This is a genomic window from Sporosarcina sp. FSL K6-6792 (genome assembly GCF_038004885.1).
Taxonomy (GTDB): domain Bacteria; phylum Bacillota; class Bacilli; order Bacillales_A; family Planococcaceae; genus Sporosarcina; species Sporosarcina psychrophila.
In genome coordinates this window covers 1327975-1351828 of record NZ_JBBOSA010000001.1, presented here as the reverse complement: position 1 = coordinate 1351828, position 23854 = coordinate 1327975, and the positions used below count along the sequence as shown (strand labels likewise).

The window sequence follows — 23854 nt, the reverse complement described above, 5'->3', positions numbered from 1 at the left end:
TGTAGAGTGGATAGAGAAGAAGAAAACTTTTATCCGAGACTAATCTAATTGGAGTGTTTAACTATGAATAACGAAATCGTTGATATTACAATTATCGGGGGAGGACCGACAGGACTCTTCGCTTCTTTCTATGCTGGAATGCGTGAAATGTCGGTTAAAATCATCGATAGCTTGCCACAACTTGGCGGTCAGCTGATCGAACTGTATCCTGATAAAGATATATATGATGTGGGCGGATTCCCAAAAATTCTTGCGAAAGATTTCGTAGCGAATCTAGTAACGCAAGCTCATTATTCGAAACCAGAAATCCTTCTCGGTGAAACGGCTATGTCAGCAACGCGTGATGGAGATCATTTCATTCTTAAAACAGATAAAGGCGTTCATTTGACACGTACCATTCTTTTGACTGCTGGAATCGGTGCATTCCAACCACGTAAGATTGGTCTTCCTGAAGAAGTACTTTTTGAAGGAAATACACTTCATTACAGCATTAAGGATCTGACGATTTTTAAAGATAAAAATGTACTCGTTTGTGGCGGTGGGGACTCCGCGGTTGACTGGTCACTTATGTTGGAGGATATCGCTTCAACTGTGACACTGGTTCACCGTCGTGAACGCTTTACAGCACATGAGACGAGCGTTAATCAACTGATGGAATCGAAAGTTGATGTGAAAACTTCCCGTGCTGTGAAAGTGATTGAAGGGGAAGATGGCAAGGTTAGTGGCATTGTCTTAGCAGAAAAAGACGGAACTGAGGAACGTCTTGACGTCGATCATTTAATTGTTAACTACGGTAATATATCTTCTCTTGGGCCCTTGAAAGATTGGGGTCTAGAAATGGATCGTAACTCGATTATGGTTAACACACGTATGGAGACAAACATCGAAGGTATCTATGCAGCTGGAGATGTTACAAATTATGCAGGCAAGGTGAAGCTAATTGCAGTCGGACTTGGCGAAGCGCCGATTGCGGTGAATCATGCGAAAGCTTATGTCGATCCAAAAGCAAGATTGCAACCACTTCATAGTACAAGTATCTTTAGTTAAATATAGTTTATGGTAAATTGAAAAACCGCCTTGCGCGGTTTTTTTTTGCGTGGAATTCGGGAAAATATTTATAAGTAGTGATTCGCTTGAAACTACCTTGCGATATAGAACGTAATAGTAGTAGTACATGAAGAGGGAATGCTAACAGTGAAAAATGTTCGTGATAGTGGTTTTATTTACTGGAAGTTGAATTATAGAAAAAAGTTTATCATATATGTTGAATTAAAGAATCCCACTAAATTTACTATGGTGATCAATAAGGAGAGAGTATTAATTCGGGGTGCGGATTGTAGAACGCTTAGCGCTTTGGGGATGCCTTACGCAGTAAGCCTGGATTAGCGCTTCGCATCCAGTCTTACGGCTTCGGCGACCCCTTTGCCGCGCCTGCGCTAGGGTGTTCGTTATCGAGAGAAATGTGATTTCGAGATGTATATGGCGAGATTGTAAGGTATTACTATTTGATACTATAAAAATTGAAATAAAGAATTCCGTTGAACCGCTACGGCGCTAGGGGATGCCTCCCGCCATAAGCCAAGCAGCTTCGCCGCCAGTCTTATGGCTTCGGCGACCCCTGTTAAGGCGCCTTCGCTCAGTATATATACCGGATTCAACATATATAATTATAGTCAAGAAATCCGCACTCTAGGTTACAGATTTCATCCCAAATTATGAAATGCGCTTTCTCACATAGACCATCCAGCGAAGGCACGTCTTCGTGGTAGCCGGTCTCCTTTCTGGCTTATCGCGGGAGGCATCCACAAAGCGTCGAAGTGGTATTAGTGGGAAGCCTAATTCATTCCAAATACTAAGGCTTTTTCAGTGGCCTCCCAAAAGTCCTTGTAAAGCGCATACGCCGTATTTATTTGTTCAACATATATAGAACTTTATGGCATATTCCGATTTGTATTGTCGTAATCATAGTACTGCTAATTTCAGCAATACCTGAACTAGAGAAAAAATTGGATTAAGGCGTTATTAATTACTTTACACTTATTTAAAATGAAAAAATGAAAAAATGAAAAAATGAATATCAACAGTAAAAATAATTTAGTGGTGCGCCATTTTGGTCAATCATTTCAAGCGGATGGGCTAGCTGTTAAGTGGTTTTTCACTAATGAGGGCTTTAGTAGAATGAGCAACAGAAAACCCACCTTGGCCAAGGTGGGTTTTCTGTTGCTCTAAAATAATACTCTGCATGGTTTGTAGCTCAGCTTATATACAGCTGTAGTGTATACGTTAACCTCTGAAACATACTGCTTTTAAGAACTATAAAAAGAAAGTGATAGCCAGGATGAGTAGCAATGGACCAAATAGGATGATGTATCCAATCGGGTTGGCGAAGTTGATGGTCCAACCGACACCGAATCTTTTCTCAACAAAAATGGAGGAATCGTCTTTATTCACATAAAAGATCCCAGCTTTCCAATACTTATCGTCATCGACGTCAGTAATACCAGCAATAGAATCATCTTCAATGTCAACATTGATCCGTGAGCCACTCTGACCAACTTTGAAAGCATAGATAGCTGTCGTTATAAGGACGATTAGTGAGAAACCCAACGGTAATGCAAGCATAAGTACTGCACTACCAAGTCCTTCATGGATTGTCGTAAGCTGTAGGAATCCCAAAAGAACAGTCATGAGTACGCTTATCATAAATAATAACCAACTCGTGTATTTACGGAACGATAATTGTTGAATTTGAGATGTTTTTCGTTTTGCGGCATTCAATTTAATGCCGGATTTTTTTGTGAATGCATTGATCCCAAGCATCATCCCTTGCATAACCAACAGAATGAGTAGAAGGGCAATTACGGAGAAAGGTGTTTTCGGGCTAAAGGCATCTGCTTGGCCACTTGGTCCCCAATGTGTTGGAATCATACTAGGCATACTACTGTATTGGGTTGCAGTATAGGCAATTAGGCCAATAGTTATAATCATTGGTAAAGCATAAAGAAATGAAGGAAGCATTTCGTCTTTTGTTCGGATAGCTAAATCAGCGATTCGGACCTGTTTCAAATGTAAGCCCCATTCATTGAGTTGTTTAAGACGTGTTGTTTTTGCATGAAAGTAAAAATAGAGCCCCATACTCAAAAAGATGATACCGAACTGAATCGCTAATCCGGTTAAGATAATTTTGTCTTCCGTTAGGCTACTAGTGTTGGCCCAGGTAAAATAAGCAATCAGTGAAATGAGACCGGTAATGAAAATAGTTGCGGCATATATTTTCTTGAAAGAAGCAATTGTAGGGTCGTCTGTATGTCCTTCTGGAATCGTTACGCCGAACGCAATTGTCCGTCTCAATAAAAATGGGGTGGCGGATAGCAGTACAAAGAGAAAACCGATTATGACTAAAAATAGTGTAAGTTCCATTCCTTTACTCCTCCTTAATAGATAAAATGATAGATGAAATTAATTTATTAATAGCTTCAGGTTTCATCCCGAGCACGATTGCTTCTGCGATGATTGGTTTTATTTCTGTGGAAATTCTTTCAAGATGATCCCCACGAATGTCATCTTGTGAAAGAGGATTGACGATAGCTCCTGACTTTGGAACAATCCGAATGATTTCTTTTCTTTCAAGTTCATGGTAAGCCTTATTGACGGTATGCATATTCATGCCAAGGTCTGCTGCTAATGATCGAACGGATGGTAGCGCATCCCCGCCTACCAGTATTCCGCGAGCAATCGCTTCGATTAGTTGGGAGGCTAATTGTGCGTAAATTGGTATATCCGATTCCGGTTCGATTTGGATGAACATTTGATTACCTCCTAACTGTTCTAATTCTATTATAACAAATGTGTTCTATTATGTATAGAGCAAGTGTTGGTTTACATTAATCAATTACGCCTTGGCCTAGTTGCGCTTGCGCAATTAACACCTTTCAAAATTTGTGACATCCGTTGGAGGCTTAACTTGAAACAGCAGAGTCTTCTACTGACTCAAGTTAAACTAAAAACCCCTGAACATCCAGTCCAGGGGGAGTAAAGTGACTATTTATTGTAACTCTGAAACTTTGACGAATGTATAACCTTCACTTTGCAAGTAAGCTAGAACTGCATCGAGACCATCCGCTGTCGATTGGTGAATATCGTGCATAAGAATAATGCTGCCATCTTTTGTCGCACCTTTTACATGTGCAAGAAGTTTGTCTGGATCACGGTGTTTCCAGTCGAGCGTATCTACATCCCATAGAACAACAGGTAAGTTTGTTTGGCTACGAACAGTTTTGTTAACTGCGCCATAAGGGGGCCTGAATGCAGTTACTTTCTGACCGGTGACATTTTCAATAATGGAAGACGTCTCGTTGATTTCACTGCGCACCTTTTCGACGTTTGCCTTTGTTAAATCAGGGTGGTTCCAGGTATGATTCCCAAGCTCGTGACCTGCTTCTTGTACTTTTTTTGCGATCTCCGGATAGTATTCAACCCGACTACCAAGCATGAAAAATGTTGCTTTTGCATCGTATTTATTTAACGTCTCAAGAATTTGAATGGTCACTTTAGGATCGGGCCCATCATCGAATGTAAGGGCAATTTGTTTAATGCCATCATCGACTTCTTCTGTGGATCCTTCCGTTTCATCTTCAGTAGTATCACTATCGTTGTTGCCTTGATTTGTAGAGGATTCTGTATCCTTAGGAGGGGTAGCTGGATTTTCCTCCTTCACCGGATCTTTGGTAATCGTATTCTCATCAGTATCTTCAACTACCAATTGGAACTTTTCGGAAAGTAAGCTGTTTATATCACTCACTGGAATTACGATAATCGGTGGACCGGCTGCTCCCGCTGCTAGTTCGTATTCATCGAAATATAGAATAAGAGATTCATCCGTGATTGCGAAATTATCGAAGTTTGCCCAGATTGGTTCAGTCTGGAGATGCACTTCTTCCGGGAAAACGTGATCTGCAAGTAAAGGATCGTTGTATATTGCTTCGCGTGCTAAAGTAGAAAGTTGTTCGAGATTTTTTGGATCACGTCCAAAGAGGTCCGCAATTGTAAACGTTTCTCCTGTTTCAGGATTCAAATGGAATGATCGAATATCGGTTGTACCGTTTGCCCCGCCGGTTGAACTACTGTTAACAAGAACAAACGAATAGTTTCCTGAATAATGGGAAAGGGTTTCAAAAGAAATGTTGAGTTCACCTGTGAATTTACTACCGTTTTTTTTGTTTTCTGCCATTGTAGTTAAATAGTTTTGTTTAGCTGTTGTTATGTATTTGGAAATAGCTTCATTGAATGGACTATGTAAACTTTGCGGATATTGAATGGCAAATGGAATATATGTATCATTAGAAGTTTCCGTAATAATTTTAATACCTGGATAATGGGAGTCAATCGTATCGATTACGACCGAAGTTGAAGCCTTGTTCTTTTCAGGAAGCGAAGAAGCCTCGTTCTTAGTAGTTTGTGAAATTAAATAGATGGCCGATACGGTTAATGCGATGATAGCTATTGAAAATGTAATGTCAATCCAGGATGAACGACGTTTTCGGTGCATATTTTTCATGTTGTAGGCTCCTTTACTGTTTATAAAAAGTTAGACGGATGAGTCTCGTTAATAGTTTCAAAAAGTTATATATATGTCGAAATCTATCATTAAACATACTTTTATAGTATACATGAAAAAAAGAAATGTACCAAGTATTGACATAAAATTCGGGAAAACTAATTAACCTTAGTTAATAGAAGGGTAATTTGGGTATATATTGACTAGGAATAATTCTTGACTAACGTAGCTAAAGAAGCTTGCTACGTCCAGACTTCAGCGCCTAGAGGCTCGGGTCATAAGTCGGTTCTGCTGTGCGGTAAAAAATCGGCTTCGCCAGCTCGTCTTGTGCCTGCCGTCTCTGAACAGGCGCTTGCGCTTTTGTCTATTTGTGATATAATATCAGCGTCCCGGATCTTGCAAATACGGGTTTGCTTTTGTATATTTACAATTATTTGTGAATAATCCGAGCCGGTTGTTGCTATAACATGCAATTATAAAAACAAGGTGGTTGGAAAAAATGGAAAAAAACGCATACCAGGTTCTTCTCTATTACAAATATGTAACGATTGAAGATCCTGAAACGTTAGCTGTTGAACATTTGGCGGCATGTAATGAAATAGGTTTAAAAGGTCGTATTATTTTAGGTACTGAAGGAATTAACGGTACATGTTCGGGAACCGTTGAACAGACGGAAGCGTACATGGACATGATGAAAAGCGATGATCGTTTCAAAGATATCGTTTACAAAATCGACGAAGCAGATGGACATACATTCAAAAAAATGCATGTGCGCGCTCGTGAAGAAATCGTTAACTTGAGCTTACCTGATGATATAAACCCAAATGAATTAACGGGTAATTACTTAAGCCCTGAAGAGTTCTTCAAGCAAATGCAAGATGAAGATACAGTTGTCATTGATGCACGTAATGATTACGAATTCGATCTTGGACATTTCCGTGGAGCAGTTCGTCCAGAAATTGAAAACTTCCGCGACCTGCCTGAGTGGATTCGCGACAACAAAGAACAGTTCGAAGGGAAGAAAATCCTGACGTATTGCACTGGTGGAATACGTTGTGAAAAATTCTCCGGTTGGCTTGTACGTGAAGGTTTTGAAGATGTTGGTCAATTGCACGGAGGAATCGTCACGTACGGAAAAGATCCTGTTGCCAAAGGTCAGCTTTGGGACGGACAATGTTACGTATTTGACGAGCGAATTGCGGTTCCAATCAATCAAGTGGAGCATGTAATCGTCGGCCGTGATCATTTTGATGATACGCCGTGTGAACGCTACGTGAACTGTGCAAATCCGATATGTAACGCAAAAATCATTTGTTCTGAAGAAAATGAGCACTTGTATATGCGCAGTTGTACGGACGAATGTCGTACACACCCGCGGAACCGTTACTTCGTTGAGCATAACTTGACAGTAGAACAATATGACGAGCGTCTCGAAGCAATTGAACGTCGTAAAAATGAAATGCAAGCTATTTAAATGAAAAACGCCTAAACAGATTTATCTGTTTAGGCGTTTTTTGTTGGAAGTATAGAAAATAATTCGTCAGATTTTTATCGTAAATAATGGTGGCGATAAGAAAAGTAATAAGCGATCAAACCGGCAATCGGGATGGAAGAAGTAATCAATAAAGACAACATAAGCCGGAATTCTCCCTCGAAGATCAGGGCCAAAGCCATTGCCGCTAGGGCGATAGGAGTGAAAAGAAGTATGGCTGAAAGCGCATCTTTTACCGCTCTTCCAGTTATTACTGCTTCCCGCTCATCATTCGAATAAAATTCAGGCAAAATCATTTCCTTCATAATAAACCGACCGTCAGGACTGTTCTTTCTATGCTTATACTGCTGAAAACAAATGAGCCCTAATACAATCCGAAAGGAAAGCATGAAATAAGGACTTGGACTATTGTGTGATGTATATATGTTGAATTAAAGAATCCCATTGAATCTGCTGTGGTTCTCGATAATGAGAGAGTTGTAATTCGGGGTGTGGATTGTAGAACACTCGGCGCTTCGGGGATGCCTCTCACCGTAAGCCTGGATTAGCGCTTCGCATCCAGTCTTAAGGCTTCGGCGACCCCTTTGCCGCGCCTGCGATAGGGTGTTCATTATTGAGAGAAATGTAATCTTGAGATGTATATGCCGAGATTGTAAGGTGATTACTAGTTGATACTATATAAATTGAAATAAAGAATCCCATTGAACCGCTACGGCGCTAGGGGATGCCTCCCGCCATAAGCCAAGCAGCTTCGCCGCCAGTCTTATGGCTTCGACTACCCCTGTTAAGGCGCCTTCGCTCAGTATATATACCGGATTCAACATATATAATTATAGTCAAGAAAGACGCAATCCAGGTTGCAGATTTCACCACTAATAATGAAATGCGCTTTCTCGCATAGAACATCCAGCGAAGGCGCGACTTCGTGGTAGCCGGAGCGATAAGACTGAAAGGGGTCTTCTTTCTGGCTTATCGCGGGAGGCATCCACAAAGCGTCGAAGCGGTATTAGTGGGAATCCTATTTCATTCCAATTACAAGGGCTTTTTCAGTGGCCTACCATAATCCCTTGTAAAGCGCATACGCCGTATTCATTTGTTCAACATATATAGTTGAATCATAATAATAGGTGCCCGATACATGAAGACTAAATGTAATAATCATCAAAACTCTAAGAGATTAGGCTATCGTTAAACTTCTCATCTGAAATCCGCACACATTCATTACTTATGTTGCAGTACTTTAAATGAAATTAAATACGTCAGCAATCCAACTATAGGAATGGAGACTGTTGTAAAGAGTGGATACCAAATATAATCAACAAAATAATTTGGAATGAACATATAAGATCCAACAATAAAAAATGAGTAAACCAAAATAAAGACGAATGAATTACTGACTGCTTTATGTGTAATTTGAACAGCTCGTTCGTCTGAAACATCGTATTCTACGGCTAAGAATGCATTCAAAACAGAGTGTTTGTTTTTACGGACGAGAATAAATTGTATGGTATTTATGATGACAAATAAAATGACAATAATTATAAAAATAAACCCTGGCCATCGAGTGATAGAGACTTCAAACCCATCAATATAGCCTCGGTCCATTTGAATAAATAGCTGCTCTACCCTTAAATAATCAAAAACCATTACCGCTAGAGATAACAGTAGCATAATCCTTAAAAACACTGTAATGTACATACTCATTTATTTTTCTCCTCTTTTGAAAAAATTCTCTCAATCGGCATTTCAAATACTTCTGCGATATTCATAGCTAATAGTAGGGAAGGGGTGTAGCTACCCTTTTCGAGCGAGACGATTGTCTGTCTTGTTACCCCAACCTTGTCGGCGAGATCACCTTGTGTCAAATTGAAACGCGCTCTTAATTCCTTCACGCGGTTTGTAAGCAAATGGATTCCTCCTTGCTGAATGTTAAGTTGATTGTATAGTAGGATATTCCTTTTGTAAAGTTAACTATACAAAAAGGATGCTTTGCTTTACATATAGTAGGCTTAAATTGTCACTTACCCTCTTACTTATAAGCATGTCAAAGTGTTATACTAAGAACAGTCAATTGATATTGGAGGAACTATAGTTATGCAGTGGAGAAATTTATATCGTGGATTCTTTATGGGGATTAGCGATCTTATTCCTGGTGTGAGCGGAGGAAGAATTGCGTTCATTTTGGGTATTTATGATGAATTACTAGCATCGATTAACGGGTTTTTCAGCCGTAATTGGAAAAAACATATTGGGTTTTTATTGCCATTAGGTATTGGAATCGGTACTACACTTTTACTCTTCAGCAGGGTAATCGAATACTTAATTAAAAATCAGCCTGCGCCTACTCAGTATTTCTTTATGGGGCTTGTCGTCGGCGTACTACCTTTTATTACAAAGCAAGCAGGTGTGAAAAGAAATTTTACATGGCAACATTTCATAGTCATTCTATTAGTTGGAGGAGCACTCGCTTCACTGGCATTCATTAAACCACAAGATACAGCGGTCATTACATCTCTGACTGCCTCCAATACGATTGGACTCTTTTTCGCTGGATGGGCGGGAAGTATCGCCATGTTATTGCCGGGTATTAGCGGTTCATTCATTTTGCTGGTTTTGGGCGTCTATTCGACGGCAATTGGTGCACTAGCAAACTTTAATTTACCAATTATCGCTGTTATCGGTGCAGGAATCATTGTGGGGTTCATCGTCAGCAACAAAGCAATCAGTTATTTGCTGAAGCATTTTAAGTACATCATGTTTGCTGTGATTATCGGACTTATTGTAGGTTCGTTATTCGTCATCTATCCCGGGATTCCTGAAAGTGGAACACCGTTTGTCATGAGTGTTATTGCGTTCTTTACAGGTCTCGTCGTCGCGAATATGTTCAGTTCACCGAACAAAACATCAATCGTCAATAAGTAGTGAAAAGTGCCGCATCTGAAACGGATTGAACCGTTTCTGGATGTGGCACTTTTCATATTGACCGTCATTATAACTTCCCTCCTCGCATACTATGGATAAAACATGCCCTGACTGGAGGGAAATTGATGGATATATTAAACAAAGTAAGAAATTTCCGAGAAGAAGAAAACAGACTTAAGTGGGAAGGCACGTTTGCTGAGTACCTAGCCATAGTGAAGGACAGAAAAGAAGTCGCACAAACAGCACATTCACGTGTTTATAATATGATTAAAAGCTCTGGATTAGTGGAGAAAGATGGTAACAGGCTCTATCAATTTTTTGGAGAAGAGATTTTTGGACTGGAAGAGTCAATCGAAAGACTTGTGGAAGAATACTTTCATCCCGCAGCTAAAAGACTAGAGGTTCGTAAACGGATTCTGTTGTTGATGGGTCCAGTGAGTGGTGGTAAATCTACAATCGTGACTTTATTGAAACGCGGACTTGAGAACTATTCTAAAACAGACGAGGGTGCGGTTTACGCCATCAAAGGCTGTCCAATGCATGAAGATCCGCTACATTTAATCCCGCAGCATTTACGCAAAGATTTTTTAGAGGGGTATGGTATTCGTATTGAAGGAAGCCTGTCGCCGTTAAATTCTATGCGACTTGAACAAGAATACGATGGTGAAATTGAAAATGTACTGGTAGAACGAATCTTTTTCTCGGAAGACAAACGTGTCGGTATTGGAACATTTACACCTTCCGATCCAAAATCACAGGATATTGCGGATTTAACGGGAAGTATCGACTTTTCTACAATTGCCGAATTTGGTTCCGAATCGGATCCGCGTGCTTATCGCTTTGACGGTGAATTGAATAAAGCAAACAGAGGCATGATGGAATTTCAGGAAATGCTGAAGCTGGATGAGAAGTTTCTATGGCATTTATTATCGCTGACCCAGGAAGGTAACTTTAAGGCGGGCAGGTTCGCGTTGATTAGCGCAGATGAACTAATTGTCGCGCATACGAATGAAACAGAGTACCGATCTTTTATTGCCAATAAAAAAAATGAGGCTCTTCACTCAAGAATTATTGTAATGCCGATTCCTTATAATCTAAAAGTTAGCCAAGAAGAGTGTATTTACGAAAAAATGATTAAAGAAAGTGATATGACGCATGTTCATATTGCTCCACATGCATTTAAGGTAGCTGCGATATTTTCAGTGTTGACACGTCTGGAAGATTCTAAGAAACAAGGAATCGATGTTGTAAAGAAAATGCGTCTTTACGACGGGGAAAGTGTTGAAGGATTTAATCAAATGGATGTAGAGGAATTGAAGAAGGAGTTTCCGAATGAAGGAATGAACGGCATTGATCCACGTTATGTCATCAACCGAATTTCATCGGCTATCATTCGAAAAGAAGTTTCTTCAATTAATGCACTAGATGTCTTACGTTCTTTGAAAGATGGGCTAGACCAGCATGCTTCCATTTCACAAGCAGACCGTGAAAAGTATATGAACTATATTGCAATCGCAAGAAAAGAATTTGATGAAATTGCAAAGAAAGAAGTACAAAAAGCATTCGTTTATTCATATGAAGAGTCCGCGGTATCGATGATGGATAACTACCTCGATAATGTTGAAGCCTATTGCAATAAAAACAAATTGCGAGATTTTTTAACAGGAGAAGAAATGAATCCGGACGAAAAATTGATGCGTTCCATTGAAGAACAAATTGGTATTTCGGAAAATGCTAAAAAAGCTTTTCGAGAGGAAATTCTCATTCGACTTTCCGCTTATGCAAGGAAAGGAAAGCGTTTTGACTATAATTCCCATGAGCGTTTGCGAGAAGCCATTCAAAAGAAACTGTTTTCAGATTTAAAAGATGTTGTCAAAATTACGACTTCATCCAAAACTCCAGACGAATCGCATCTTAAAAAGGTGAATGAAGTCATCGCACGACTTATCGATGAGTATGGTTATAATTCAATTTCGGCAAATGAATTGTTGCGCTATGTTGGAAGTCTACTAAATCGATAAATGCTGGAAGATAAAAGAACAAGACTGATGAAGTATTGGTCTTGTTTTTTTCTAAAAATCACAAGCATACATTGGCTAAAAGATGGGTGTGGATGAAGATGAGTGAAAAAGACAATGAACATTTTGCTATCTCACAAGAAAACTGGTCTCTTCACCGAAAGGGCCATCAAGATCAGCAACGTCACTTAGATAAAGTGAAAGAAGCTATTCAAAATAACTTGCCTGATTTAATCAGTGAGGAAAGTATTATTTTGTCAAAAGGTAAGGACGTTATTAAAATCCCCATACGTTCGCTAGATGAATATAAAATTCGATACAATCATGACAAATCAAAGCATGTAGGGCAAGGAAATGGAGATAGCCAAGTAGGTGATGTGGTTGCGAAAGATGGATCGCAGGGGAAAAGTGGGCCAGGGACAGGGAAACAAGCCGGGGATCAAGCGGGGGAAGACTATTATGAAGCAGAAGTCTCGATTGCTGAATTAGAGGATGCCTTGTTTAAAGAAATGGAATTACCGGATTTGGAACAAAAAGAGCAGGCCGAAAACACGGCTGAAAAAATTGAGTTTAATGATATCCGAAAAAAAGGACTTATCGGAAATATTGATAAAAAACGCACGATTTTAACTGCTATTAAAAGGAATGCCATCAAAGGGAAAGCTGAAATCGCACCCTTTCACAATGATGATTTACGTTTTAAGACATGGGATGATGTGAAAAAACCTGAATCTAAAGCAGTAGTTCTTGCCATGATGGATACGAGTGCATCAATGGGTAATTTCGAAAAAATGATGGCGAGAAGTTTTTTCTTTTGGATGGCTAATTTTTTGCGCACGAAATATGAAACAGTTGAATTTGAATTTATTGCGCATCATACAGAAGCAAAAGTGGTAACTGAAGAGGACTTTTTCTCGAAAGGGGAAAGTGGGGGTACCATTTGTTCATCCGCGTATATAAAAGCACTTGAATTGATTGAAAATAAATACAATCCTGTACGCTATAATATCTATCCATTTCACTTTTCCGATGGAGAAAACATGTCATCTGATAATGAAAAATGTATAAAGCTTGTTCAAGAACTTATGGCTGTTTCCAATATGTTTGGTTACGGTGAGGTAAATGCCTATAATCGTTTTTCAACAATGATGTCCTCATTTAAAAAAATCGATGACCCTAAATTCCGTCATTATATATTGAAAGAAAAACGAGATGTTTACTTTGCGCTTAAAAGCTTCTTCCATAAAAACTTGGAGGGATTCGATTGACGGAAATAAAAGCGCTTCACCGTGCGATTGATGAAATCACAGAAATCGCAACTGGATTTGGTCTCGACTATTATCCCATGCGGTATGAAATTTGCCCTGCCGATATAATTTACACATTTGGTGCGTATGGGATGCCAACCCGTTTTACTCATTGGAGTTTTGGAAAACAATTTCATAAAATGAAGTTGCAATATGATCTTGGTTTGAGTCAAATCTATGAGTTAGTCATTAATTCAAATCCTTGTTATGCGTTTTTGCTGGATACGAACAGCCTTATTCAAAACAAACTTATTGTTGCCCATGTTCTTGCCCATTGTGATTTTTTCAAAAATAATGTTCGATTCTCTAACACAAGAAAAGATATGGTAGAGAGTATGACTGCAACGGCTGAGCGCATTGCGAATTATGAAATGATCCATGGTAAAGATGAGGTAGAACGTTTTTTAGATGCTGTATTAGCCATTCAGGAACATATTGATCCTTCTATACTAAGGCCTCAACGGCCAGCTGATGATTTGGATGAGGAAAGTGTTGAAGAAGAAATTATACGGAAAACGCCTTATGATGATTTATGGAATTTGGATAGAAAAGCGGCAGAGAAGAAAGTAACAACACCAAAGGGAAAGAAAGTACCCCAAAATCAGGAAAAAGATCTTTTGCTATTCATTTTGGAGTATAGTCGAGAACTGGAAGAATGGCAACGTGATATATTAACGATGATGCGAGAGGAAATGCTCTACTTTTGGCCACAGCTTGAAACGAAAATTATGAATGAGGGCTGGGCATCATTTTGGCATCAACGTATCTTGAGGGAAATGGATTTAACCTCTGATGAAACAATCGAATTTGCTACATTGAATGCGAATGTTATCCAGCCTTCGAAAACCTCGATTAATCCCTATTATCTAGGATTGAAAATCTACGAGGATATTGAAAAGAGATACAATAATCCGACGGAGAAATTGAGACGGTTAGGGGTCCAGCCTAACACGGGTATAGAAAAAATCTTTGAAGTGAGAGAAATTGAATCGGATATATCCTTTATCCGCAACTATGTCACCAAAGAGTTAGTTCAACAGGAAGATTTATATCTCTTTGAAAAAAAGGGCGGCAACTATCAAATTACTACTAAAGATTATGAAAATGTAAGAAATCAACTAGTATCCATGCGTGTAAACGGTGGTTTTCCATATATCGTAGTTGAAAATGGGGATTACTTGCGCAACGGAGAACTGTATTTGGTGCATAAATACGAGGGGACCGAGCTGGATCTTAAGTATTTAGAAAGTGTGCTTCCTTATATTTATCAATTATGGGGACGGATTGTACATCTAGAAACGTATGTAGAGAATTTGCAAGTCGTCTATTCATATGATCGGAACAAAGTATATCGACGGTATGTTTAAGTGATAACCAATAATTAGAAGTAGTACTATCCCGCGATCGGATTTTCGGTTGTGGGGTTTTTTCTCGTCTAAATTCCAACGGGGTAAAGATTCACGGACTGGGAAATACATTCGTTAATGGTGCTTATATGGAAATCGAAGTGGCAAAAGGTAAAACATCAATGAAAACGAAATTCATATAATGGCGAACGGACTTTCATTTCAATACGCCGCATAATCTGTTATTCTTAAAGTAAAGCTTAAGACGGGAGAGTGAATGAAATGGCTGGACCAGCACTTAAGAAACTACACTCCCACCGCGCAATTCATGAAGGCGGACTTTCAGGGGCAGTTAGTAAGACAGAGGGTATGATGGAATTTCTTCAACAGGGTGATCTTGCGTTGGCGAACCAGGCGGCTGATGATTTAATTGAATACTGGAAGACACGTGTTATCAGTCACGCGGATGCCGAAGAACAAGGGTTTTACGGAGAAGTTGCCGAACGGAATCCTGATCTGAAGGACACTGTTGTTCAATTGACACGAGACCATGATTTGCTACGGATTATCGTGAAGGATATTGAACAACTGCGTGAGGACGAAAATCTGAGTCCTGCTGTACTTCATAGGTTTCATGCATTAATCGTCGTCAATGAAATACATAGCCGCGATGAAGAACGCATGCTTTTTGAAAACTAATACTACTTTAAGCGCCATTAACCGGTGCTTTTTTCTTTGATATATAGTTAGGAGATGGTCCAAATCGAAAAAGCTTTATCAATATTGACAACATATTTTGGGTATCCTTCTTTTAGGACAGGTCAGGAGCAAGTTATCCGGGGCGTTATGAGCTATCAGGATACACTTTGCGTTATGCCAACGGGGGGCGGGAAGTCTGTCTGTTACCAAGTGCCCGCACTCGTGATGGATGGGACCGTTCTTGTTATTTCACCACTTATTTCACTGATGAAAGACCAAGTCGATGCACTCCACCAAGTAGGGATTCCCGCAGCGTATATCAATAGTTCACTTTCATCCGAGGAATACTTTGAAACAATGGAGAGAGCCGTGTTGGGCGAGTATCAGCTTCTTTACGTCGCCCCTGAACGTCTTGACTCACCGTCTTTCAAAAATCAGTTGCGGCGGATGACAATTCCGATGGTCGCTATTGACGAAGCACATTGTATTTCGCAATGGGGTCACGATTTCCGTCCAAGTTACCGCAATATAAGCAGTATTGTTTCTCTATTTGATAAAAAGCCGGTTCTCCTTGCACTAACAGCTACTGCCACACCAGCTGTCCGGGAAGATATTTGCCGTCAGCTTGGAATTAGTGAAAATAATACGGTTATGACTGGATTTGAGCGGGCAAACCTCACTTTTTCGGTCGTCAAAGGGCAAGACCGTGAAAAATTTGTAAAAGAATACGTCCGTAAAAATGAAGGAGAAGCGGGCATTATCTACGCTGCTACACGAAAAGCGGTTGATCATGTGCACGACATTCTTCAAAAAAGTGGAGTGTCTGTTGCGAAATATCATGCTGGACTTGGAGACATTGAACGTCAGTCTGGGCAAGACCGTTTTTTGAATGATGAGGCGTCAGTCATGGTTGCGACAAATGCATTCGGCATGGGAATTGATAAATCCAATATCCGCTATGTTATTCATTACCAGATGCCGAAAAACATGGAGAGCTATTATCAGGAGGCAGGGCGTGCAGGACGTGATGGGCTTGACAGTGCTTGTACTGTGCTATTTTCATCACAGGATGTACAAACCCAGCGTTTCTTGATTGATCAGTCACAAGACCCAAGCAGAATTCCGGCAGAGCTTGAAAAATTGCAGTCAATGATTGACTATTGCCATACAGAAACATGCCTTCAGAAATTCATTATTTTGTATTTCGGAGAGACAGATGTGAAGGACTGCGGTCGCTGTGCAAATTGTACCGACACACGTGAAAGTACGGATGTGACTGAAGACGTTCAAAAAGTATTGTCATGTGTCATTCGAATGGGACAACGGTTTGGCAAGGCGATGATTGCACAAGTATTAACAGGATCTCGGAACAAGAAGGTGATTGAATTCGGTTTCGATAAATTAACGACATACGGTTTAATGAAAGGGCGTAGCGCAAAAGATATATCTGATTTCATCGAGTTCATCATTTCAGAAAGTTATCTTGGCGTGGAGAATGGGCAGTTTCCAACCATTTACGTCAGTGAACAAGGGAAAGATGTGCTGACAGGTAAAGTGACAGTCAATCGAAAAGTGACTGTTATTACAATGCAAGTTGCGAATGATGATCCACTATTCGACCAGCTTCGTGCACTACGTATGAAACTGGCTCAAGAAGCGGGTGTACCGCCGTTCGTCGTCTTTTCAGATAAAACGTTGCGTGATATGGCGGCAAGAATGCCTGTTACAAATGATGATTTCCTCGAAGTAAATGGTGTTGGTCTTGCGAAATTGGAAAGATACGGGGAAGCTTTCATGGAAGAAATCAAGACTTTTCAAATGCAAAACGCATAAAAACCATCCGGACAATGAACAGTCCGGATGGTTTTTTGTTATCAAATTATCTATTATCAACTTTTTCTGGATACATATCGTGATTCATCATCCGGTGTTCCGCCATTTGTTCATATTTTGTTTCGGGTTTGCCATAGTTGCAATAAGGATCGATTGACAAGCCGCCACGCGGCGTAAATTTCCCCCATACTTCGATATAACGCGGTTCAATTAGTTTGATTATGTCATTCATAATAATATTGACGCAGTCTTCATGAAAGTCGCCATGATTTCGGAAACTGAATAGATATAATTTGAGTGCTTTACTCTCCACAAGTTTTTTATCCGGCACAAAACTGATATACATCGTCGCGAAATCGGGTTGCCCTGTCATCGGACAAAGTGATGTAAACTCCGGACAGTTGAATTTAACAAAGTAATCGCGATCCACATGCATATTGTCGACAGCCTCTAAAACATCGGGGTTGTACTCGTACACGTATTTCGTGTTTTGATTGCCGAGCAAAGTTAAGTCGGTCAATGTTGCTTCATCTCTTCCAGCCAATTAAAAAAACCTCCCGTATAGTTTGTCAGGGAGGTCCATAGGCGCCGGGAAAACGGCCATATCGAATGCACATGGCGTAAATTCCGTCATCCATAGTTTTTTATAGAGGGTCGCTATGAACCTCTCCCGAACAGGGTATTCATTTCGTATCTGACATTATAGGACGTGCGATGATTTGTCAATAGATCCTTTTTTCTTCAAGCCAATCAAGGCATATAAAGCGACAGCGAGGAGGATGAATCCTGTCAGCATGAAAGCGCCTCGGTACTCCAAGTCCAAGAATCCAATCAAGCTTGAACCTGCAACGACACCAATCGAGAAGAACGCGTAAAAGTAACCATATGCTTTCCCGCGAAATTCAGGAGATGAAGAATCGATTAGCAGCGAGTTGATGGATGGGAAGAGGAAAGCGAATCCAGCCCCATAAATACACATTGCAATATATAAGTAATTCAATTCCTCAACTTGACTCAGGAACAGCATACTTAATCCCATAAGTGTTATTCCGAATGCAAGTGTCACAACTGGCCGTACACGGTCAAAAACTCGATTGATGGGCAATAAGAAGATGAGAATAGCGACGACGCCAAATGTGCTTAGTAACAACCCCGTTGTTTTCGTATCAAATCCAAGTGATTCAACTTTTAGCGGCAACACAAGGGCAAGTACACCTTGTGAGAACATTAAGAAGAATGCTCCCGCGAATGCTCTGACCATCCCCGGATGTTGGAAAAGATATCTGACACGGAAACTGTCAGCTCCTTTTGAAGGCTGTTTTCGTACATATGTAAACGATCGGAGAACAAAGAATGCAAGTATTGCCAGTAGCATCATGATGCCACCGTTGACCGCCATAATGAAAGGTGTACTTGTTTTAGCTGCCACAATACCACCATAAGCTGGACCGATAATCGCTGCCAATCCAACGAATGCACCTGAAATTGCAACACTTTTACCTCGTTTAGATTCTTCTGCACGATTTGCCAGGAAAGTGAACGCAGCTGGTACAATTAGCCCTTCCATAAAACCATGGACAAATCGGACACCGAGCAATGACATTGGTCCATCAACAAACGCGTAGAGGAAGAGAGAGAGTGCAGAAGCAAATAGTCCAAGTACGAGTATGAAAAAAGGTCCTCTTTTGTCAGTCATGAAACCGGAAATGACATTCCCGATAGTATTTGAAAATGAATACATACCAACTGCAAGTCCAACTAAAAATGGTGTAGCACCAAGAGATAATGCAAATGGGCTCATGACAGGCAGTTGCGAAAATAAATCAAAAAACGAGAAGAAAACGATGAGGTAAACAAAACCACGCATAATGAAGCCTCTTTTCAATTAATAGATAACATCCTACCCTATACTTTAGCATTATTTGGACCTAAGGGGAAAAGGAGAGATTGTGAACAAAACATATTCTTTAGCAATTAATGAAAGATAACGATAAGATTAATGAAATATATGAATGGGTAAAGGGGGAAACGGTGAGTGGGCTTTTTTACAAACTTATTTAAAAAACAAGATGATAGCGAAATTGTAAATGAAATTGAAAAGCGATATATTTTCGTTCAACTAGACTTGGAACATTATTCCGAACCGTTTTTTGCGAGGGATTTAGTAAACATGTCCTCTCCCGATTTGAAACAACCTGAATATAGGGGCGTTCACAAATCATTTGCTGCAGGAGTGTCATTAATCCCGCATCTTAAAGCAGATACTTCTATCGAATTGTTCATTCTAACGGATTATTTCGATGTGGAGGAAATCATTAAAGCGGGTATTGCTGTGAAGCATGTGCAATCTTCTGTTGATAGGATAATGATGGAAGCAATTATTTGGAAGGGTAACGGTCAGGTGGAAACAATTCCATTTTTGCTGAATCTCCGTCTTGAAGACGAGAGCTCCCGATTGGCTGCAGCATTAATCAGTGTTCAAAAAGAAATACCATTCTATTTTGGGCAGATTGTGAATGAAGTGTTCACAATAGAAAAGCAACTGCTTGTGAACATGCCCGAAGTGGTCCAAGAAGATATGCAAAACACTTTCGCAGAGCTGTATAGTGATGAACCCAGGAAATTCGGACCTTTTGTCGGGCTAGAAAGCGTATCAGATCGAGAAATGACGACTGGAGGATGGGTCATGCATTTTGATAATGAGAAGCTGAAGGAAGAGGAATCAGACTTGTCTTTGATGAAAATTAAAATTCTAAGCTCAGCTTTTGATAAAATTAGTCGTCTAGGTGTCAAAGGTCGGTTTACAGGATGGATTGCAGAAAATGTGGCAGATTCAATCGGAACAGGTTCATACGGTGGGACGACGACATTTATCTTTACATCATCGGAACCAATGCATGGTAATGAAAAATTGCATAGTGAAATTATGAAATATATGAAGTCGTTAAAAGGGTTTATTCGCGAGGAAGGCGGCTATCCCTTAAAATACGAGGGCCTTCCTGTGCTAAGACAAAATGGCGGTGGCTATGGGGTCGTTGCCATTGATGAAGTTTTTTTTACGAAAGCGGACGAGTTATATAGAAAAATGACCAACAAAGAGATAAACTTATATTATAAATTGCTGAAATTGAATGCAACAGATTGAAAGGGGAAATACGACGATGACAATTAGAGTTGGGATTGCAGGTTACGGAAATTTAGGACGCGGTGTTGAATTTGCAATTAGTCAAAATAAAGATATGGAACTAGTTGGTGTGTTTACAAGGAGAAATCCGGAAGATGTGAAATTACTGAATGGCAATGTATCCGTACATATGATGGATGACATTCATAAATTTACTGATGCAATCGATGTACTCATCCTTTGCGGCGGATCGAAAAACGATTTGCCAGAACAAGGACCGGCACTATCAGCCCTATTCAACACGGTAGATAGCTTTGATACACATGCGAAAATTCCGGGTTATTTTGAAGCTGTAGATGCATCGGCTAAACCTAACGGTAAGATTGCCATCATTTCAGTCGGCTGGGATCCAGGTTTGTTCTCCATCAATCGTTTGTACGGCGAAGCAGTTTTATCGGAAGGTGCTACTTACACGTTCTGGGGCAAAGGATTGAGCCAAGGACATTCCGATGCGCTTAGAAGAATTGAAGGCGTAAAAGGTGCTGTCCAATATACAATTCCTGTTCCGGACGCAGTTGACAAAGTGCGTAGCGGTTCGTTACCAGAATTGACTACGCGTGAGAAGCATACCCGAGAATGTTATGTAGTCTTAGCAGATGGCGTTGACGGCAACAAAGTGAAAGAAACGATTGTCACGATGCCTGACTACTTTACAGATTACGATACGACAGTGACTTTTATTACTGAAGAAGAATTGAAACAGGATCACTCTGCGATGCCACACGGCGGTTTCGTGATTCGCAGCGGTAAGACAGGGGAAGACAGCGCACAAGTGATGGAGTATTCCTTGAAACTCGACAGCAACCCTGAGTTCACATCAAGCGTGCTTGTTGCGTACGCACGCGCAGCTTATAGGTTGCATCAAAACGGTGAGACGGGTGCGAAAACAGTCTTCGACATTGCGCCTGGATTGCTTTCTCCAAAAAGTGCTGCAGATTTACGGAAAGAATTGCTGTAATTGTACTTGGAAATAGAATTGCATATTGCTTTTTGAATAAACAACGGCAGCGTTACCTCTATAGTTGAGGTAACGCTGTTTTTATGGAGATGTTTTGTTTATTACTATATATTCGGCACTACTTATTTGGAGTTAACAAGGTGGTATATCTTGCAGGGTATAACGAACAAATCTAGCGACTAAGTTGTTTTGGAAGAACATTCCACTTGTTGAGTGCCGACTATATAGTGATTTCAATCAACTCTCTACTTTATTTGATTCTCAATCCAAAATGTTTTGATAATAGCAACCATTTCGCATATACTACTCATGTACGATTTATTTAGGAGGTCGAAGGAATTGACGAAATTAGATGAAACGTTAGTGATGCTGAAAGAACTTACAGACGCAAAAGGGATTCCAGGTAACGAACGTGAACCCCGTGAAGTTATGAGAAAGTACATAGAGCCATTTGCAGATGATATTGAACAGGATGGTCTCGGTTCATTAATCGCAAAGAAAACAGGCGAAGCAGATGGACCCAAAATCATGTTAGCGGGACATCTTGATGAAGTTGGATTCATGATTTCTAAAATTGACGATAAAGGTTTCCTATCATTTCAAACAGTAGGCGGCTGGTGGTCACAAGTAATGCTTGCACAGCGCGTGACAATCGTTACACGCAAAGGGGACACAGTTACAGGTGTTATTGGATCGAAACCACCGCATATCTTATCGCCTGAAGCGCGTAAAAAACCGGTCGATATTAAAGATATGTTCATTGACGTTGGTGCAACTTCGAAAGAAGAAGCAATGAAGTGGGGCATTCTACCTGGAGATATGGTTGTACCGTATTTCGAATTCACAGTGATGAATAATGAAAAATACCTTCTTGCAAAAGCGTGGGACAACCGTATCGGCTGTGCAATTGCGATTGACGTAATGAAAGCGCTTAAAGATGAAAAACATCCGAATATCGTTTTCGGAGTGGGGGCTGCACAAGAAGAAATAGGTCTTCGTGGTGCGCGCACAGCAGCAACGAAAATTCAGCCGGACATCGGATTTGCAGTTGATGTAGGAATCGCTGGCGACACGCCAGGTGTTACGTCCAAAGAAGCTACTGGTAAAATGGGCGATGGTCCACAAATTCTATTATTCGATGCTTCAATGGTATCGCATAAAGGGTTGCGTGAACTTGTTGTTGACACAGCTGAAGAGAATAGCATTCCTTATCAGTTTGAAACGATTCCAGGCGGAGGAACAGATGCAGGTTCAATTCATCTGTCAGGCAATGGCGTACCATCACTTGCAATCTGTATTCCAACACGTTATATTCACTCGCATGCAGGTATCCTGCACCGCGACGATTATGAAAATACAGTGAAACTGATTGTGGCGGTCATTAAGAAATTAGATCGAGACACAGTAAATAAGATTACATTTGAATAATTGAACGATTATTCTGCTCTGGCCAATTAAATGGTCTGGGCAGTTTTTTTATTTGAATAAATCTATAAAAATACACTTGACTTTATAATTATGCATACATATAATCAGAGATACCAATTGAAATAAACGATAGGGGATGAGGGAATGGTGAAGATTGAAATGGATAATGCGAAAATAGTAGAAGGATTGAAAGGGAGAGATTTACTTACCCTGCTTGATTATACACATGAAGAGGTATCGTATTTATTGCATAAAGCAGATGCGATGAAAAAAGATATGGCGGCTGGCAAGATGCCGAATTTATTGGCCGGAAAAACACTGGGGATGATTTTTGAAAAGCATTCAACGCGTACACGTATTTCATTCGAAGTGGGTATGATCCAACTTGGGGGGCATGCAATGTTCATGAATGCACGTGACTTGCAAATCGGCCGTGGGGAGTCCGTTTATGACACAGGTCATGTATTGTCTGAGTACTTGGACGGCGTCATGATCCGTGCGAATTCACATGAAATGGTGAAGGAACTAGCACAACACACATCGGTTCCAATCATCAATGGTTTGACGGATATTTTCCATCCGTGCCAGGCGTTAGCAGACTTGCTGACAGTTTTGGAAGTGAAAGGTTCATTAGCGGGGCTGAAGTTAGCATATGTAGGTGATGGCAATAATGTAGCGCATTCACTTGTAATTGCTGCGGCACATATGGGTATGCACGTAGCTGTCGCGACGCCAAAAGGGTTCGAATACAATCCGAACCTCTTAGTGAAAGCGAAAGCCATTGCTGTTAAAAATGGCGGAAGTGTCTTTGAAACAACGAATCCAATAGAGGCTGTCGCTGGAGCTGACGTCGTTTATACAGATGTCTGGACGAGTATGGGCCAAGAAGAAGAAGCGGCTGCACGCCTAGAAGCATTCAAAGAGTTTCAAATAAACGACGGGTTGGTCGCACATGCGAAAAAAGATTATATGTTCTTGCATTGTTTACCTGCACACCGTGAAGAAGAAGTTGCGACGTCCGTTATTGATGGTCCGAACTCGTATGTATTTCAGCAAGCGGGCAATCGTCTGCATGCGCAGAAAGCAGTTCTTGCTTCATTGTTATAATAA

20 protein-coding genes and 1 riboswitch are annotated in these 23854 nt (G+C 40.4%); of the genes, 12 read left to right on the top strand and 8 right to left on the bottom strand.

Going from position 1 to position 23854, the window contains the following annotated elements; genetic code table 11:
- The first annotated feature begins 63 nt into the window (after positions 1–63).
- Positions 64–1047: an NAD(P)/FAD-dependent oxidoreductase gene (locus MKZ26_RS06455; RefSeq protein ID WP_340765203.1), complete on the top strand. Its 984-nt coding sequence runs from the start codon at positions 64–66 to the stop codon at positions 1045–1047.
- 1266 nt (positions 1048–2313) lie between these two features.
- Here MKZ26_RS06455 and MKZ26_RS06450 read toward each other — a convergent pair.
- The 3 genes from MKZ26_RS06450 to MKZ26_RS06440 all read right to left on the bottom strand — a co-directional run bounded on the left by MKZ26_RS06450 (position 2314) and on the right by MKZ26_RS06440 (position 5557).
- Positions 2314–3420 (bottom strand): DUF1648 domain-containing protein, encoded by a 1107-nt coding sequence (locus MKZ26_RS06450; RefSeq protein WP_340765201.1) that lies wholly within the window; start codon positions 3418–3420, stop codon positions 2314–2316.
- A 4-nt stretch (positions 3421–3424) separates the two neighbouring features.
- Positions 3425–3808: a GntR family transcriptional regulator gene (locus MKZ26_RS06445; RefSeq protein ID WP_067207742.1), complete on the bottom strand. Its 384-nt coding sequence runs from the start codon at positions 3806–3808 to the stop codon at positions 3425–3427.
- A 237-nt stretch (positions 3809–4045) separates the two neighbouring features.
- Positions 4046–5557: a polysaccharide deacetylase family protein gene (locus MKZ26_RS06440; RefSeq protein ID WP_340765198.1), complete on the bottom strand. Its 1512-nt coding sequence runs from the start codon at positions 5555–5557 to the stop codon at positions 4046–4048.
- 499 nt (positions 5558–6056) lie between these two features.
- On the opposite strand from MKZ26_RS06440, the gene trhO reads away from it, so the two are divergent.
- Positions 6057–7031, top strand: a complete 975-nt coding sequence (gene trhO, locus MKZ26_RS06435) for an oxygen-dependent tRNA uridine(34) hydroxylase TrhO (RefSeq protein ID WP_067207745.1) — start codon at positions 6057–6059, stop codon at positions 7029–7031.
- A gap of 74 nt (positions 7032–7105) precedes the next feature.
- On the opposite strand, the gene MKZ26_RS06430 is transcribed toward trhO, so the two are convergent.
- The 3 genes from MKZ26_RS06430 to MKZ26_RS06420 form a co-directional block, all read right to left on the bottom strand.
- Complete coding sequence (locus MKZ26_RS06430) at positions 7106–7354, bottom strand: hypothetical protein (RefSeq protein WP_340765194.1); 249 nt, start codon at positions 7352–7354, stop codon at positions 7106–7108.
- A 916-nt stretch (positions 7355–8270) separates the two neighbouring features.
- Positions 8271–8753: a hypothetical protein gene (locus MKZ26_RS06425; RefSeq protein WP_340765192.1), complete on the bottom strand. Its 483-nt coding sequence runs from the start codon at positions 8751–8753 to the stop codon at positions 8271–8273.
- Positions 8750–8956: a helix-turn-helix transcriptional regulator gene (locus MKZ26_RS06420; protein ID WP_370569981.1), complete on the bottom strand. Its 207-nt coding sequence runs from the start codon at positions 8954–8956 to the stop codon at positions 8750–8752. Before MKZ26_RS06420 ends, MKZ26_RS06425 begins: the two co-directional genes overlap by 4 nt.
- A 187-nt stretch (positions 8957–9143) precedes the next feature.
- Between MKZ26_RS06420 and MKZ26_RS06415 the strand changes: the two genes are divergently transcribed.
- The 6 genes from MKZ26_RS06415 (at position 9144) to recQ (ending at position 17174) form a co-directional block, all read left to right on the top strand.
- Positions 9144–9971: a DUF368 domain-containing protein gene (locus tag MKZ26_RS06415; protein ID WP_340765190.1), complete on the top strand. Its 828-nt coding sequence runs from the start codon at positions 9144–9146 to the stop codon at positions 9969–9971.
- Positions 9972–10096: 125 nt separating this feature from the next.
- Positions 10097–11992, top strand: coding sequence for a PrkA family serine protein kinase (locus MKZ26_RS06410; RefSeq protein WP_067207760.1), 1896 nt, complete (start codon positions 10097–10099; stop codon positions 11990–11992).
- A 98-nt stretch (positions 11993–12090) separates the two neighbouring features.
- Positions 12091–13257 (top strand): sporulation protein YhbH, encoded by a 1167-nt coding sequence (gene yhbH, locus MKZ26_RS06405; RefSeq protein WP_067213898.1) that lies wholly within the window; start codon positions 12091–12093, stop codon positions 13255–13257.
- Positions 13254–14663, top strand: a complete 1410-nt coding sequence (locus MKZ26_RS06400; protein ID WP_067207763.1) for a SpoVR family protein — start codon at positions 13254–13256, stop codon at positions 14661–14663. Before yhbH ends, MKZ26_RS06400 begins: the two co-directional genes overlap by 4 nt.
- Positions 14664–14924: 261 nt before the next feature.
- Positions 14925–15341 (top strand): hemerythrin domain-containing protein, encoded by a 417-nt coding sequence (locus tag MKZ26_RS06395; protein WP_187047326.1) that lies wholly within the window; start codon positions 14925–14927, stop codon positions 15339–15341.
- Positions 15342–15395: 54 nt separating this feature from the next.
- On the top strand, positions 15396–17174 hold the full coding sequence (gene recQ, locus MKZ26_RS06390; protein WP_067207768.1) for a DNA helicase RecQ: 1779 nt from the start codon (positions 15396–15398) through the stop codon (positions 17172–17174).
- Positions 17175–17220: 46 nt separating this feature from the next.
- On the opposite strand, the gene queF is transcribed toward recQ, so the two are convergent.
- Together queF and MKZ26_RS06380 are read right to left on the bottom strand one after the other, a co-directional pair.
- A complete protein-coding gene (gene queF / locus MKZ26_RS06385; protein ID WP_340741825.1) occupies positions 17221–17718 on the bottom strand; it encodes a preQ(1) synthase in 498 nt (165 codons plus the stop codon).
- 86 nt (positions 17719–17804) lie between these two features.
- A riboswitch (PreQ1 riboswitch) is annotated at positions 17805–17848 on the bottom strand.
- A gap of 26 nt (positions 17849–17874) precedes the next feature.
- Positions 17875–19041 (bottom strand): MFS transporter, encoded by a 1167-nt coding sequence (locus MKZ26_RS06380; protein WP_067207773.1) that lies wholly within the window; start codon positions 19039–19041, stop codon positions 17875–17877.
- A 168-nt stretch (positions 19042–19209) separates the two neighbouring features.
- Between MKZ26_RS06380 and MKZ26_RS06375 the strand changes: the two genes are divergently transcribed.
- The 4 genes from MKZ26_RS06375 to argF all read left to right on the top strand — a co-directional run bounded on the left by MKZ26_RS06375 (position 19210) and on the right by argF (position 23851).
- On the top strand, positions 19210–20319 hold the full coding sequence (locus MKZ26_RS06375; RefSeq protein WP_340765187.1) for a hypothetical protein: 1110 nt from the start codon (positions 19210–19212) through the stop codon (positions 20317–20319).
- Between the two features lie 16 nt (positions 20320–20335).
- Complete coding sequence (locus tag MKZ26_RS06370; protein WP_340765185.1) at positions 20336–21316, top strand: diaminopimelate dehydrogenase; 981 nt, start codon at positions 20336–20338, stop codon at positions 21314–21316.
- A 339-nt stretch (positions 21317–21655) separates the two neighbouring features.
- Complete coding sequence (locus tag MKZ26_RS06365; RefSeq protein ID WP_340765183.1) at positions 21656–22744, top strand: M42 family metallopeptidase; 1089 nt, start codon at positions 21656–21658, stop codon at positions 22742–22744.
- A gap of 144 nt (positions 22745–22888) precedes the next feature.
- Positions 22889–23851, top strand: coding sequence for an ornithine carbamoyltransferase (gene argF, locus MKZ26_RS06360; protein WP_067207784.1), 963 nt, complete (start codon positions 22889–22891; stop codon positions 23849–23851).
- The last annotated feature ends 3 nt before the right edge of the window (positions 23852–23854 follow it).

Bases quoted from the DNA above. Each gene is read 5' to 3' on its own strand.
- MKZ26_RS06425 (WP_340765192.1), bottom strand. From the start codon at position 8,753: ATGAGTATGTACATTACAGTGTTTTTAAGGATTATGCTACTGTTATCT.
- MKZ26_RS06415 (WP_340765190.1), top strand. From the start codon at position 9,144: ATGCAGTGGAGAAATTTATATCGTGGATTCTTTATGGGGATTAGCGAT.
- MKZ26_RS06455 (WP_340765203.1), top strand. From the start codon at position 64: ATGAATAACGAAATCGTTGATATTACAATTATCGGGGGAGGACCGACA.
- MKZ26_RS06395 (WP_187047326.1), top strand. From the start codon at position 14,925: ATGGCTGGACCAGCACTTAAGAAACTACACTCCCACCGCGCAATTCAT.
- trhO (WP_067207745.1), top strand. From the start codon at position 6,057: ATGGAAAAAAACGCATACCAGGTTCTTCTCTATTACAAATATGTAACG.
- yhbH (WP_067213898.1), top strand. From the start codon at position 12,091: ATGAGTGAAAAAGACAATGAACATTTTGCTATCTCACAAGAAAACTGG.
- MKZ26_RS06440 (WP_340765198.1), bottom strand. From the start codon at position 5,557: ATGAAAAATATGCACCGAAAACGTCGTTCATCCTGGATTGACATTACA.
- MKZ26_RS06380 (WP_067207773.1), bottom strand. From the start codon at position 19,041: ATGCGTGGTTTTGTTTACCTCATCGTTTTCTTCTCGTTTTTTGATTTA.
- MKZ26_RS06450 (WP_340765201.1), bottom strand. From the start codon at position 3,420: ATGGAACTTACACTATTTTTAGTCATAATCGGTTTTCTCTTTGTACTG.
- MKZ26_RS06370 (WP_340765185.1), top strand. From the start codon at position 20,336: ATGACAATTAGAGTTGGGATTGCAGGTTACGGAAATTTAGGACGCGGT.
- MKZ26_RS06430 (WP_340765194.1), bottom strand. From the start codon at position 7,354: ATGAAGGAAATGATTTTGCCTGAATTTTATTCGAATGATGAGCGGGAA.
- recQ (WP_067207768.1), top strand. From the start codon at position 15,396: ATGGTCCAAATCGAAAAAGCTTTATCAATATTGACAACATATTTTGGG.
- MKZ26_RS06445 (WP_067207742.1), bottom strand. From the start codon at position 3,808: ATGTTCATCCAAATCGAACCGGAATCGGATATACCAATTTACGCACAA.
- MKZ26_RS06410 (WP_067207760.1), top strand. From the start codon at position 10,097: ATGGATATATTAAACAAAGTAAGAAATTTCCGAGAAGAAGAAAACAGA.
- argF (WP_067207784.1), top strand. From the start codon at position 22,889: ATGGTGAAGATTGAAATGGATAATGCGAAAATAGTAGAAGGATTGAAA.